Genomic DNA, 13,138 nt, shown 5'->3' on the forward strand with positions numbered 1-13,138 from the left:
GCCGATGGTACTGCAGGGGGGACCCTGTGGGAGAGTAGGACACCGCCGGACACCATTCACGATGGCCACCCAGAAATGGGTGGCCATCGCTGTTTAACCACCACCTCGGATCCCCGCTGCTCACTGGAGCGCGGTGCGGGTTAGGGTGGTGCGACGGTTACGGCCGTCCTCCCCGTCCTCGGGCGGGTCAACTCCACAGAGCATCACCACGACAGGCGAGGAACGCATGGACGACTCAGGATCCGACCGCAACGACCGGGACTCCGGACGTCGTGACGAGCGGCCGCCTCGCGCCGGCGGCCCCGGCCGCTCCTCGAACGATCGCGGCGGCTCGGGCGATTCCCGCCCCCGCCGCGACGGTGATGTTCGCCCGCCCTATCGCGGCGGTGGCGACTCCCGTCCGCAGCGTGATGGTGACTCTCGTCCTCCGTACCGTGGTGGTGGGGACTCCCGACCGCAGCGTGATGGGGACTCCCGTCCTCCTTACCGTGGCGGTGGGGATTCGCGTCCGCAGCGTGATGGTGACTCTCGTCCTCCGTACCGCGGTGGTGGCGATTCCCGTCCGCAGCGCGACGGGGACTCCCGTCCTCCTTACCGTGGCGGTGGGGATTCGCGTCCGCAGCGTGATGGTGACTCTCGTCCTCCTTACCGTGGTGGTGGGGATTCCCGTCCGCAGCGCGATGGGGACTCTCGTCCTCCTTATCGCGGTGGCGACGACTCGCGTCCGCAGCGTGATGGTGACTCGCGTCCTCCGTACCGCGGTGGTGGCGACTCTCGTCCGCAGCGTGACAATGGCTCTCGTCCTCCTTACCGCGGGGGTGGGGATTCCCGTCCTCAGCGGGATGGGGACCCCCGTCCTCCTTACCGTGGAGGTGGGGACTCCCGTCCGCAGCGGGACGGTGACTCGCGTCCTCCCTATCGCGGTGGCGACTCGCGTCCGCAGCGGGACGGTGACTCTCGGCCTCCCTATCGCGGTGGCGACTCGCGTCCCCAGCGTGACGGGGACTCCCGGCCTCCTTACCGTGGAGGTGGGGACTCGCGTCCGCAGCGGGATGGTGACTCCCGCCCTCCCTACCGTGGTGGCGGCGACTCCCGTCCGCAGCGTGACGGGGACTCCCGTCCTCCGTTCCGCGGTGGATCGCGCGACGGGGGAAGCCGGCCGTGGTCGGACGATCGTCGGGGCGGCGGAGACCGCCAGGGCGGCGGACGCGGACGCGAGGGCTTCGGCGGCGGACGCGGCGGCCCCCGCGAGGAGCCGGAGCTCACCGAGGAGGAGCGCGAGCGGCGCTCCCTCCAGCCGGTGCGCCCGCGCCACGACGACCCGGACCTTCCGGACGACGTGCAGGCCAAGGACCTCGACAAGGTCGCCCGCAACGAGCTGCGCACGCTCTCGAAGGACAACGCCGAATGGGTCGCCCGTCACCTGGTGATGGCCGGCCGCCTCCTCGAGGAGGACCCCGAGCTGGCGCACCGCCACGTGCTCTCGGCGGCCCGCCGCGCGGGACGCATCGCCGTGGTCCGCGAGTCGCTGGCCATCTCGGCGTACGCGACGGGCGACTTCGCCCTGGCGCTGCGCGAGCTGCGCACGTTCCGCAGGATCTCCGGCTCGGACGAGCAGGTGCCGCTGATGGTCGACTCCGAGCGCGGCGTCGGCCGACCCGACAAGGCGCTCGAGCTGGGACGGTCGATCGACCGCACCACGCTGAGCCCCGGCGCGCAGGTGTCGCTGGCGATCGCCATGTCCGGCGCCCGCCTCGACCTCGGGCAGGCGGAGCTCGCTCTCATGGAGCTCGAGATCCCGCAGCTCGACCCGGACCGCGCGTTCTCGTACAGCCCGGATCTCTTCGCTGCCTACGCACTCGTCCTCGACGAGGTCGGCCGTTCCGACGAGGCCGCGGAGTGGCAGCGTCGCGCCGACATCGCGGCGCAGGCCGTCTTCGCGGCCGAGGGCGGCGGTGACGACGAGACGATCGAGGTGATCGAGGAGGAGCACGAGTCGGCCGACGCAGCGTCTGCTCCCGATCGCGCCGAGGAAGGGATCGCGGTCGACGACGCGGACGACTACCTGGACGACGAGGAAGGCCCGACCGCCGTCGACGACGCGGACGAGGACGACGCCCGGCGGACCGTCTCCGAGGAGATCGCCGACGAAGACGACGCGGACGACGCCGACACGAGCCCTGACGCCGACGCCGACCTCGTCGACACGGACGAGCCGACCTTCGCAGACGAGTCCCTCGAGTCCGATGATCTCGCCGAGACGGACGCGGACGAGGCTCTCGACTCGGCTGAGCCGACCGCCGACCAGTCGGTCGAACCCGCCGACACCATCGAGGAGGACGCCGATGTTCCGCAGCAGCAGGACTGAGCCCACCCCGCTCGACGGCCGCGACTCCGTCCTGGCCGACCTCGACGGAGTCGTCTACAAGGGTGCCGACGCGATCCCCTTCGCGGTGGAGAGCCTCAACCGAGCGGCCGAGACGCTGCGGGTCGGCTACATCACCAACAACGCCTCCCGCACGGACGCCTCCGTCGCCGGGCACCTCTCCGAGCTGGGGCTGAGCGTCCGGCCCGAGGACGTCGTCACCTCCCCGCAGGCGGCGGTCGTGCTGCTCGCCGACCTGGTCCCGGCCGGCTCGACGATCCTCGTCGTCGGGGCGGAGGGCCTCACCTCCGAGGTCGAGCGCGCCGGGTTCACCGTGACGCGCGGCGCGGAGGACTCGCCGGCGGCGGTCATCCAGGGCTTCGCGCCCACGGTCGGCTGGGAGCAGCTGGCCGAGGCCTCGTTCGCGCTCCACACGGGGATCCCGTGGGTCGCGACGAACACCGACTGGACGATCCCCGTCGCGCGCGGCATCGCCCCGGGCAACGGGACCCTCGTCTCGGCCGTGCACACCGCGGTCGGCCGGCTCCCGGTCGTCGCGGGCAAGCCCGAGCGGGCCATCTTCGACGCGGCGACCGCGCGCTTCGGCTCGACGAACCCGCTGTTCCTCGGCGACCGGCTCGACACCGACATCGCCGGCGCGAACGGCGCCGACATGGAGAGCGCCCACGTGCTCACCGGGATCGACCGGGCCAAGCAGCTCCTCGCCGCGGAGCCCAAGCTCCGGCCGACGTACATCCTCGGCGACCTTCGCGAGCTGCACCTGCCCTACCCGGCGACGACGGTCTCGCGGAACGGCACGCACGCCGTCCGCGGCGCCAAGGTCCGCCTCGACGGCGACTCCGTGGTGATCGTGGACGCCGGCGACGACGCGACCGATCTGCTCCGGGCCGCCTGCTCGGTGATCTGGTCGTCCGGCCGCGCGATCTACGGCCTCGACGTGCCGGAGTCGCTCTACAGCTGAGCCTGCTCGGCGGGCTCCCGGCGTCCCTCGCGGCGCAGGAGCCCGTCGAGCCGGCCGGCCAGACCGACCGCGACGATCGCGATCAGCGCGGCGTACGAGAAGGTCGCGGCGAAGACCCCGGTCCCGGCCCCGATCAGCCCGGTGACCGCCGCCGCCAGAAGGCCCGTCAGCGCCAGGGAGACCGAGGCGCCGGTCGAGTCGGCGATCTGCAGGGCCGAGCTGTTGAAGCCCTCCCGGCCCGGAGCGGAGAGCGCGAGCGTCATCGTCCCCATCCGCGGGAACATCGTGCCCATGCCGCCGCCGGCCAGGAACCAGCCCACGCCCGCGACGATCGGGCTGAGGGCGAGCACCGTGACGAGCAGCACGACTCCGATGCCGGCGAGCACGAGCGACGAGCCGAGCCGCATCGCTCCGCCGTGGCTGAGGCGGGTGCCCGGGCGCCCCTGGATGTTCGAGCCGAGAGCCCAGGAGACGGCGCCCGCGGTGAGCATGGCGCCCGAGAGCCAGGGCGGCAGGCCGTACTGCTCCGAGAGCAGCAGCGGCAGGTAGACCTCGGTGCCGAAGAACGCCGCGGCGACGAGGGCGCGGAGGAGGATCACCGACGGCAGGACGCCCCGAGCGCGCAGCGTGCCGTCGGGCAGGAGCGCGCGAACCGCCACGACCACGACCACCACGGCGGCCGCGGCCAGGAGCCCGGCGAGATCGGGCGCGAGCTCGGCGCTCGTGCTCAGCACGACGACTCCGGCCGAGACGACCACGGCGCGGGCGATGCGGCCCACTGCCCGGCGATCGAAGGGGAGGCGCTCGCGCGGCTCGAGCGAGCGGAGCGTCGGCGCGATCGCGGCGCTCGCGAGGGCCACCAGGGCGACGACTCCGAAGAAGACCCAGTGCCAGCTCGCGAGCTCGGCGACGACTCCGGCCACCAGCGGCCCCACCAGCGACGGCACGACCCAGGCCGCGGCGAAGGCGCCGAAGATCCTCGGATGCAGCTCGCTCGGGTAGACCCGCGCGACGAGCACGTAGAGGGTGACGGTGATCCCTCCGCTGCCCAGCCCCTGCAGCAGGCGGGCCGCCACGAAGACCGGCATCGACTGCGCGGCACCCGCGGCGACGAGACCCAGGGTGAAGAGCAGGATCGCGACCACGAGCGACGGCGTCGGGCCGCGGCGGTCGGCCGAGGAGCCGGCCGCGACCATCCCGACCACGGCGGCGGCGAGCGTCGCCGCGAAGGCCAGGGGGTAGAGGGCGCGACCGTCGAGGTCGGCGCTGACGATCGGCATGATCGTCGTCACGGCGAGCGACTCGAACGCGCAGAGGAAGACGAGGCTCGTCGTTCCGATGGTCGTCAGGAGGAGGGGAGCCGAGGTGATGCCGCGGCGATCACGAGAACGCACCTGCTCAACAGTACGCCGAGCGCAGAGCCGGTCAGCGGTAGACGGCCCAGTCGTCCTTCGCGAGCACCGTCGGGGTGCCCTCGATCTCGACCAGCCAGCCGCGGTCGTCGCGCTCGAGGTAGCGCCCCTGCACGATCTCGGGGGCCCAGCCGCCGTCGCGGGAGGAGATCCAGCGGACGAAGCGGACGGTGCCTCCGCGCCGGAACAGTGTGCCGTTGTGGTCGCTCATGCGGGGATCTTCTTCACGGAGAGGTCGTCGGGCGACGAGGTTTCGGGGAGGAGGTGGAGGCCGAGGCGGCCGTTCGAGGCGTTCGAGAGCTCGCGCAGCCAGTGCGGGTTCAGCTCGATCGCGGCGGTGCCGTCGTACTCGTAGCGGGTGGGGATGCCGGGGTGGAGCCACAGTTCGGACCGGCGGCCCTCGGCGTCCTCGATCGTCAGGAGGAAGCCCTCGCCGCGGCGGAACCGCGAGGTGATCACGGTCTGGAGGTGGGCCAGGGCGCGGTCCTCGAAGGAGTGCGAGCTGGCGGGTGCGCCGTAGAGCAGTCGTCCCATCGCGCGCACCTCCTCACCGTCGGCGGCGCACGGAAGGCGTGCCGCACCGTCGACACTAGGTATTGCTAAGTCGGTTGACTAACAGTCTCGGCGCCGACTGCGCTTTCGGGACACACGCCGTCCGATCGCCGGAGAAGTGGTTCGATGGGGGCAGCGAGTTCCCGTCCGGGGCGCCTGCCGCTCGGAAGGTGCACCTCGATGGACGCTCGGCCAGACCTGTTCGCTCTGCTCACGCGATTGCGCACGGCGGAGCGCGACTACGACGGTCGCGTGGAGCGCCGCCTGGGCATAGGCGCCACGGATCTCGCGGCCCTGCGGCTGATCGGGGTCGGGGAGCGGCGCGACGAGATCGTCCGCGCCGTCGACCTGTCCGCGGCCCTGTCGATCACGACGGCGGCCGTCTCCCTCCTCGTCGACCGCCTCGCCCGCGCCGGCTACGTGAACCGCACTCCCGACCCGTCCGACGGCCGCGGCCGCATCCTCTGCCTGACGGAGCGCGCGCAGAAGGCCATCGTCGGCACCGACGACCCGACCTACGAGCAGATCCGCGCGATGGTCGCGAAGGTGCCCGAATCGGAGGCCGCGACCGTCGCGGTGCTGCTCGACGGCCTCAGCCGCATCCTCGAGGGGCAGCCGCCGCCCGAGCTCGTCGACTGATCAGCGCTGCAGCGTGGCGCTCGGCGACTCGCCGAATCGCTCCGCGTAGGCCGCGCTGAAGCGGCCCGCGTTCCCGAAGCCCCAGTGCCGGGCGACGGCGGCGACCGTCGTCCCGAGGGGCGGACTCACGGCGAGCTCCTCCCGGGCGCGGTCGAGCCGCACCAGGCGCAGGTAGGCGATCGGGCGCATCCCGAGCACCCGCTGGAACGCGGACTGCAGGCCCCGGACGGTCAGGCCCGACGCCGCCGCCATCTCGGCGGGGCCGATCGGCTCGCTGCAGTGGGCGTGCACGTACTCGACGGCCGTGCGGATCCGTGCGTTCCGGGGGGCGAGGAGCTCAGGCGGGACCGGAGCGGACTCCGGAGGGTAGAGGTCGAGCAGCGCGGAGGCCGTGGCACGGGTGAGCTCGTCCCAGAGCAGCGGCTCGACGCGCTCGCTGCGCAGCGCGCGGGCGGAGTCGGCGACGGCCGTGCGCCAGCGGCGGATCGCCGCGGCGTCAGGGCGGTGCTCGGAGTCGAAGACGAGGGAGCCGACGAGGCCGCGCTCGGCGGCGACCCGGTCGACCACTCCCCGGTCGAGGTGCACCAGGCGCTGGTCGAAGTCGACGTAGTCGAAGGCGAACGGCCGGCCGACGGGGAAGAGGACGGGACGGTTCTCCTCCATCGCGATCGAGGCGCGGCCGACGTCGATCCGGCCGGAGCCGCCCACGATCCACTGCACGACGACGTCGTCCGAGTCGCCCACGCCGCCCGCGAGGCGCCCGGACATCCGCGAGGTGCGGAGGGTCATCCCGCCGTCGCCGATGGCGGCGTAGCGGTAGCTGAAGTCGGCCGCGGTGGTGGCGGCGCGCCACTCGTCGCCGTTGTAGAGCCGCGCGAGGCTGTGCCGCGCCTCGTCCGGATCCTCGCCGCGGGCCTCCAGTCGGACGCGAGGGTGGTGATCGTCCACAGGTCGTTCCGGTGCCTCAGCGCGTGAGGCGCTCGATGAGCTCGCGGTAGCGCGCGGCCGTGCGCTCGACGATCTCGGACGGGAGGGTCGGCGGGAGGCCCTGGCCGTCCCAGTTGTCGGAGAGCCAGTCGCGCACGATCTGCTTGTCGAACGAGCGGCCGCGGATGCCGGCGTCGTAGTCGTCGGCGTCCCAGTAGCGGGAGGAGTCGCTCGTGAGGACCTCATCGCCGAGGGTGACGACTCCGGTCCCGCGGTCGACCCCGAACTCGAACTTCGTGTCGGCCAGCAGCACGCCGCGGGCCAGGGCGATGGTGGACGCCTCGCGGAAGACGGCGAGCGAGAGGGTGCGCAGCGCCTCCGCGGCCTCCTCGCCGACGATCTCGACGGTGCGCTCGAAGGTGATGTTCTCGTCGTGCTCGCCCTGCGGGGCCTTCCACGCCGGGGTGTAGATCGGCTCGGGGAGCGGGTCGCCGTCCTGGAGGCCCTCGGGGAGCGGGACGCCGCAGACGGAGCCCGTCTCCCGGTATTCCTTCCAGCCGCTGCCGGAGAGGTAGCCGCGGACGACGCACTCGATCGGGAACATGTCGAGCGTCTTCACCAGCATCGACCGGCCGCGGACCGCCTCGGGGATCGCGCCCGGGATCAGGTGGTTGGGGACGTCGGAGAGCTGCGCGAACCACCAGAGGGAGAGCGTGGTCAGCAGCTCGCCCTTGCCGGGGATCCCGGGCTCGAGGACGGCGTCGTACGCGCTGACCCGGTCGCTGGCGACGACGAGCATGCGGTCGGCGCCGAGCACGGGGTCGGCGTCGTCGGGGGTGTAGAGGTCGCGCACCTTGCCGGAGTAGGCGTGCTGCCAGCCGGGCAGCGGCGCCGTGGTGTCGAAGGACAGGGAGTCGTCGCGGGTCACCGCACCATTCTCCCCGATCCGGGGGGCTCCGCGGCTCCTGAAGACCTCCTGTGTCCTGGCGGATCGAGGCTGTCAAGCACGCGCGGCCGCCGATCCCGCGCGCCTAGCGTCGAGACATGACTTCGCAGAACGACCAGACTCCGCAGAACGACCAGTACACGTTCCAAGACCCGACCGCGATGTTCGCCGACATCGACACGGAGGCCCAGTACCAGGAGGGCTCCGGCCTCGACTCGAAGATGGACGACCCCGCCGACCGCGGCGAGTCGACCTACCGCGGCTCCGGCCGCCTGACCGGGCGCAGGGCGCTCGTCACCGGAGGCGACTCGGGCATCGGCGCGGCCGTCGCCATCGCCTACGCCCGCGAGGGCGCCGACGTCGCGATCGTCTACCTCCCCGAGGAGGAGTCGGACGCGAAGAAGGTCGTCGCGCTGATCGAGGAGGCCGGCCGCACCGCCGTCGCCATCCCCGGTGACATCACCGACCACGACTTCGCGGTGGGCGCCGTCGCGAAGGCCGTCGAGGGCCTGGGCGGACTCGACATCCTCGTCAACAACGCGGGCAAGCAGCAGCACGTCGAGGACTTCCTCGAGCTCTCGGACGAGCAGTTCGACGAGACCTTCAAGACCAACGTCTACGCGATGTTCTGGATGACGAAGGCGGCCGTGCCGCACCTCGCCCCGGGCTCCGCGATCATCAGCACCTCATCGATCCAGGCCTACCAGCCGTCGCCGATGCTGGTCGACTACGCCAGCACGAAGGCCACGATCAACACGTTCTCGAAGGCGCTCGCGCAGCAGCTCGCGCCCAAGGGGATCCGCGTGAACGTCGTCGCCCCGGGCCCGATCTGGACGCCGCTGCAGACCGCGGGCGGCCAGCCGTCCGACAAGCTGCCCGAGGTCGGCTCGCAGACGCCGCTCGGACGCTGGGGTCAGCCGGCCGAGCTCGCTCCCGCCTACGTGTTCCTCGCCTCCCCGGAGTCGAGCTACGTCGTCGGCGAGACGCTGCACGTCAACGGCGGCATGCCCACGCCGTAACACTCGGCGCTCACGGCGGGCCCGGTCGCGGAGCGGAGGAACCTCTTCCGCGCCGTGGCGGGGCCCGCCGTTTTGGTTGTCGTAACAATCGACTGCTGTGCAGGTTCGTGCGCGAGAGTCGGTGCATGACCGATTCCCTGCCGATCCTCGACCTGTCCCGCCTCGACCGGGGGGAGGCGGAGGCCGCCGCCTTCCGCCGCGACCTCCGGGAGACCACGCACGACGTGGGCTTCTTCTACCTCGTCGGCCACGGCGTGCCCCAGGACCTCCTCGACGACGTCGTCGCCGTCTCCCGCCGCTTCTTCGACCTGCCGGAGGAGGAGAAGCTCGCGATCGAGAACACCCTCAGCCCGCAGTTCCGCGGCTACACCCGCTTCGGCGCCGAGCTCACCAACGGCGACGTCGACTACCGCGAGCAGGTCGACATCGGCATCGACCGACCGGCCGTTCCCGCCGGGCCCGGCGTCGCCGACTACGAGCGCCTCGAGGGGCCGAACCTCTGGCCCGAGGCGCTGCCGGAGTTCCGCGAGGTCTTCGAGCGCTGGCACGCGGAGCTCGCCGCGGTCGCGATCCGGCTGCTGCGCACCTGGGCCGTCGCGCTCGACGCTCCGGAGGACGTGTTCGACGAGGCGTTCGCCGAGCGGCCGTTCTCGCTGGTGAAGGTCGTCCGCTACCCGGGCACCTCCGACCCGGAGCCCAAGCAGGGCGTGGGCGCGCACCGCGACGGCGGCGTGCTGACGCTGCTGCTGGTCGAGCCCGGCAAGGGCGGCCTGCAGGTCGAGCACGACGGCTCGTGGATCGAGGCACCCGCGATGGAGGGCGCGTTCGTCGTCAACATCGGCGAGATGCTGGAGCTCGCCACGGGCGGCTACCTCAAGGCCACGCTGCACCGCGTGATCTCGCCGCTGATCGGAACGGACCGGATCTCGATCCCGTTCTTCTTCAATCCCGCGCTCTCGGCCACCATGCCCTCGCTCCCGCTGCCCGAGGAGCTCAAGTCCGGCCTCTCGGTCGACCCGACGAACGCGCCGATCCTCGAGACCTACGGCGAGAACGCGCTGCGCTACCGGCTCCGGGCCCACCCGAACGTGGCGGCCGCCCACCACGCGGACCTGCTCGCTCCCACAGTCTGACCCGGGAACGACGAAGGGCCCCCACCCGCGCGAGCGCAGGAGGGGGCCCTTCGTCGTCAGTGCGTCAGCAGCGCGCGGCGGCCACGGGGACCGTCGCGGTGAACGCGGGCTGGCCGGTCGCCGATCCGGTCACCGTCACCGTGCCGGCCGGCATCGAGGCCAGGCGGGTGGTGAAGGCGGCGGAGGCGGACGATCCGGGTGCGACCGCGGTGAACGACTTCGAGCCGTAGGCCGAGGCGATCGTGACGTCCGCGGCAGCGGTGTCGGTGTTCTTCACGGTCGCGGTGAGCACGATCTTGCCGGCGACGCAGCGCGTGGCGACGGCGGGGACGAGCTCGAGGGTGTCCAGCGGGACGGCGGCCGAGACCGACGTGCGCACCAGCTTGTCCGCGTACCCGGTGTAGGAGGCCGTGACGCCGGTCACGCCCGCCGGGACCGAGACGCTCGCGGAGCCGCCGGAGAGCGGGACGGTCGAGGTCCACGAGCCGCCGGTGAAGGTGACCGAGCCGACGACGTCGCCCTTGTCGGCCGCCGCGACCGTCGCCGTGACCGTGCGGCCGTCGGCGGCGAGGGTCGTGGTGGAGTCGACGGCGGTGACGCCGGTCCAGTTCTTCATGGCGGTGAGGACCGTCTGCGGGACGCTCACGAACGCGCCGTGCCGCGGGCTGGTCGGGAGGCCGGCGCGGCTCTTGGGCGAGACGTTCCAGTCGGCCGACTGCGAGAGGCGGTTCGTCTGCGAGCTGCCGGCAATCGCCGCTCCGGAGGTGAGGAAGGCCTTGTAGCCGCCGTCGCCGTAGTTGTCGACGAGGAAGGCGTAGCCGTCGCCCGTGCCGGTGGTGTCGTTCGGGTCGCCCGCGTTCAGCTTGATGATCTCGGGTCCCTCGCCGGCCTGGCCGGTCTCGAGCGAGGTCATCCGGGTGTCGGTGAGCTGCCACGTGGTGTTCGGGTCGGCGCTCCAGTTGGAGGAGGTCGTCCCGGCGGTCAGGACCTTCGACTTCTCGAGGAAGATGTCCTTCCCGGCCTCCAGGATGCCGGCGGCGCCGCCCTCCTCGTTCTTGGTGAAGCGGTAGTAGTAGTCGCCGATCTTCGTGATCGTGGAGTCGATCCGCGCGTAGCCCGTGTCCTGCCAGGTGGCGGGGGGAGCGGTGAAGGTGCGGAAGTCGCGGGTGATCACCGAGAAGACACGGGAGTAGAGCTTGTCGTTGTTGGTCTTCGTCGCGTCGGAGTACAGGCGCGAGGAGAAGAACACGACGTAGGACTGCAGCGCGTCGTCCCAGTACGCCTCGGGCGCCCAGGTCATGCCGGCGGCCGGCTGGTTGACCGTGATGCCGGTGTCGGCGCCGTTGGTGCGGGTCCACTGCACCAGGTCGGTCGACTCCCAGACCTCGATCTTCAGGCTGCCCGTGGACTGGGCGTCGCCCCAGTTCGTGCCGCAGGAGATGCAGAGATCGGTGGCGACCATGTAGTACTTGTCGCCGTTGTGCGAGCGGAGGATGAACGGGTCGCGCAGGCCCTTCGTGTCGGTCGTCGAGGTGATGACCGCCTTGCCGCCGTTGACCGGCGAGAAGGTGAAGAAGTCGTTGCCCGAGGTCGCGGCCTGGTAGATCTTCTCGTCGCCGTCCGACTTGAAGTACGCCGAGGCGTAGCCCGCGTCGGGAGCGGTGCGGCCGAGCTCGGCGACGGTCAGGGTGAAGGCGCGCGTCTCGGTGACTCCGTTGAGCGTCGCCTTCGCGGTGAGGGTGACGGTCCTGTCGCCGGAGCCGTAGGCCGGCCGGGTGACGACGCCGCCGCCGCGGTACGGGTCGGCCGCGCCGACCGCCGGAGCGGCGTAGGACGTGTTCGTCGGGGTGACGAGCGCCGGGTCGGACGAGGTCCAGGTGATGTCGGTGCCGTTCTTGGCGCCCTTCACCGCGAGGGGGAGGTTCTCGGTCGTGCGCGTGGCGAGCTTCAGCGCGTCGAGGTCGTCGTTGATGCTCGGGGCGAGCACGACGACGTCGAAGGCGATCGTCGCGCCCTGAGCGGTGGTCGCCGTCAGAGTCACCGGGGTGTTCTGCGCGATCGTGCGCGAGACGACGCCGGTGGTCGAGACGACCGCGCTGTTCGAGGAGGTCCAGGTGAGCGGGACGCCGCTGCTGGAGGCGGGCAGCGTCAGGTTCGAGGAGACCTGGGTCAGCGACGGGTTGCCGGCCAGCAGGACGGGCTGGATGTCCGAGCGCAGCAGGGCGGAGGTCGCGGACGCCTTCGCGTCGGCGGTCGGCATGCTCGAGGCGACCTGCTCGGCGGTGAGGGAGGTGTCCCAGAACTTCACGTCGGTGACGTCGGCGGTCACCAGGGCGTCTCCGGTGTAGAGCGAGCGCCCGAGGTAGCCGAGCGTGGATCCGGTCGGGACGATGCTCGCCATCGACTTCGCCGTGTTCGCCGTCGAGATCTGCGTGCCGTCGCGGTAGAGCGTGAGGACGGTGTTCGAGCCGGTGCCGGTGCCGACGAGCGTGAGCGTCGTGAATCCGGGATTGAGCGTGCCGCCGAACGGCATGCGGGTCTCGCCGTTGCTGGTGGGCTCCTTGACGCGGATGCCCGCGAGGACCTGTCCGCTGGGCGAGCCGTCGGGGTTGCGCGGGTTCACGAAGACGTGGTTGCCGAGCTGTGTGGTGTTCCACGGGCCGACGCCGTCGCCGATGACCCAGCCGAACTGGTTGGCGGTGGTCTGCGTCTTCACCGTGTACTCGACGGCGAAGGCGTTGTCGGCTCCGGTGACCAGGCCCTGGGGGAGGCTCGCGTAGCCGTCGTTCTTGAACCGGGCGACCTGGTCGCCGCCGGCGTTCGCGAAGGACGCGTCGGTGAGGCCGGTCAGGGTGGCGTTGCGTCCGTTGCCCGAGATGTCGAGCAGGGCCGAGCCGGCGTGCGACATGTCGTAGTGCGCGGTGGGCGCCGGGACGTCGACGGCCTGCGCCGAGACGGGGACGAGAGCGCCGGTGAGGGCGACGCTCGTGCAGGCGAGAGCGGAGAGGAAGAGGGATCGCACGCGGCGCCGAGGCGCGGCGGCAGGGGGCTCCGGGGAGCGTCGTCTCATCGTCGAGACCTTTCCTTCGGGGGAGGGATGCGTCGAGCCGAGGGGACCGACGCGTGTGTTCACGTTAACATGTGAGCCGCCTCAGAGCCATGG

General features: G+C 71.8%; 12 protein-coding genes. 5 read left to right on the forward strand and 7 right to left on the reverse strand.

The window, feature by feature from the left end; all coding sequences use genetic code 11:
* Positions 1-235: 235 nt before the first annotated feature.
* Positions 236-1,315 (reverse strand): hypothetical protein, encoded by a 1,080-nt coding sequence (locus C5C55_RS16600; RefSeq protein WP_181067832.1) that lies wholly within the window; start codon positions 1,313-1,315, stop codon positions 236-238.
* On the opposite strand from C5C55_RS16600, the gene C5C55_RS16605 reads away from it, so the two are divergent.
* Entirely contained in the window at positions 1,301-2,368 is a 1,068-nt protein-coding gene (locus C5C55_RS16605; RefSeq protein WP_181067833.1) for a hypothetical protein, read from the forward strand. The genes C5C55_RS16600 and C5C55_RS16605 overlap by 15 nt on opposite strands.
* Positions 2,346-3,347, forward strand: a complete 1,002-nt coding sequence (locus tag C5C55_RS09950; protein WP_104233807.1) for an HAD-IIA family hydrolase — start codon at positions 2,346-2,348, stop codon at positions 3,345-3,347. Before C5C55_RS16605 ends, C5C55_RS09950 begins: the two co-directional genes overlap by 23 nt.
* On the opposite strand, the gene C5C55_RS09955 is transcribed toward C5C55_RS09950, so the two are convergent.
* Genes C5C55_RS09955 through C5C55_RS09965 form a run of 3 tightly spaced genes read right to left on the reverse strand, consistent with a single transcriptional unit; the run spans position 3,338 to position 5,293 of the window.
* Positions 3,338-4,741 (reverse strand): MFS transporter, encoded by a 1,404-nt coding sequence (locus C5C55_RS09955; RefSeq protein ID WP_104233808.1) that lies wholly within the window; start codon positions 4,739-4,741, stop codon positions 3,338-3,340. The two genes, C5C55_RS09950 and C5C55_RS09955, sit on opposite strands and share 10 nt — an antisense overlap.
* Positions 4,742-4,772: 31 nt before the next feature.
* Entirely contained in the window at positions 4,773-4,970 is a 198-nt protein-coding gene (locus C5C55_RS09960; protein ID WP_068256013.1) for a hypothetical protein, read from the reverse strand.
* Complete coding sequence (locus C5C55_RS09965) at positions 4,967-5,293, reverse strand: hypothetical protein (RefSeq protein WP_104223794.1); 327 nt, start codon at positions 5,291-5,293, stop codon at positions 4,967-4,969. Before C5C55_RS09965 ends, C5C55_RS09960 begins: the two co-directional genes overlap by 4 nt.
* 198 nt (positions 5,294-5,491) lie before the next feature.
* Here C5C55_RS09965 and C5C55_RS09970 point away from each other — a divergent pair, with 198 nt between their 5' ends.
* Complete coding sequence (locus C5C55_RS09970; RefSeq protein ID WP_181067834.1) at positions 5,492-5,950, forward strand: MarR family winged helix-turn-helix transcriptional regulator; 459 nt, start codon at positions 5,492-5,494, stop codon at positions 5,948-5,950.
* Here C5C55_RS09970 and C5C55_RS09975 read toward each other — a convergent pair whose 3' ends face one another.
* Entirely contained in the window at positions 5,951-6,898 is a 948-nt protein-coding gene (locus C5C55_RS09975) for a helix-turn-helix domain-containing protein (protein WP_104233810.1), read from the reverse strand. It lies immediately after the preceding gene.
* A gap of 16 nt (positions 6,899-6,914) precedes the next feature.
* Positions 6,915-7,805 carry a phosphoribosylaminoimidazolesuccinocarboxamide synthase gene (locus tag C5C55_RS09980; protein WP_258061329.1) on the reverse strand — a complete coding sequence of 297 codons (891 nt, stop codon included), beginning with the start codon at positions 7,803-7,805 and terminating at the stop codon, positions 6,915-6,917.
* Positions 7,806-7,921: 116 nt separating this feature from the next.
* Between C5C55_RS09980 and C5C55_RS09985 the strand changes: the two genes are divergently transcribed.
* Together C5C55_RS09985 and C5C55_RS09990 are read left to right on the forward strand one after the other, a co-directional pair.
* Positions 7,922-8,842 carry a glucose 1-dehydrogenase gene (locus C5C55_RS09985; RefSeq protein WP_104233811.1) on the forward strand — a complete coding sequence of 307 codons (921 nt, stop codon included), beginning with the start codon at positions 7,922-7,924 and terminating at the stop codon, positions 8,840-8,842.
* 125 nt (positions 8,843-8,967) lie between these two features.
* Positions 8,968-9,975, forward strand: coding sequence for an isopenicillin N synthase family oxygenase (locus tag C5C55_RS09990; RefSeq protein WP_104233812.1), 1,008 nt, complete (start codon positions 8,968-8,970; stop codon positions 9,973-9,975).
* 64 nt (positions 9,976-10,039) lie between these two features.
* Here C5C55_RS09990 and C5C55_RS09995 read toward each other — a convergent pair whose 3' ends face one another.
* Positions 10,040-12,997, reverse strand: coding sequence for a glycoside hydrolase family 43 protein (locus C5C55_RS09995; RefSeq protein WP_258072532.1), 2,958 nt, complete (start codon positions 12,995-12,997; stop codon positions 10,040-10,042).
* Positions 12,998-13,138 lie beyond the last annotated feature (141 nt).

It is taken from the genome of Rathayibacter sp. AY1C2, assembly GCF_002931195.1.
Classification (GTDB): Bacteria; Actinomycetota; Actinomycetes; order Actinomycetales; family Microbacteriaceae; genus Rathayibacter.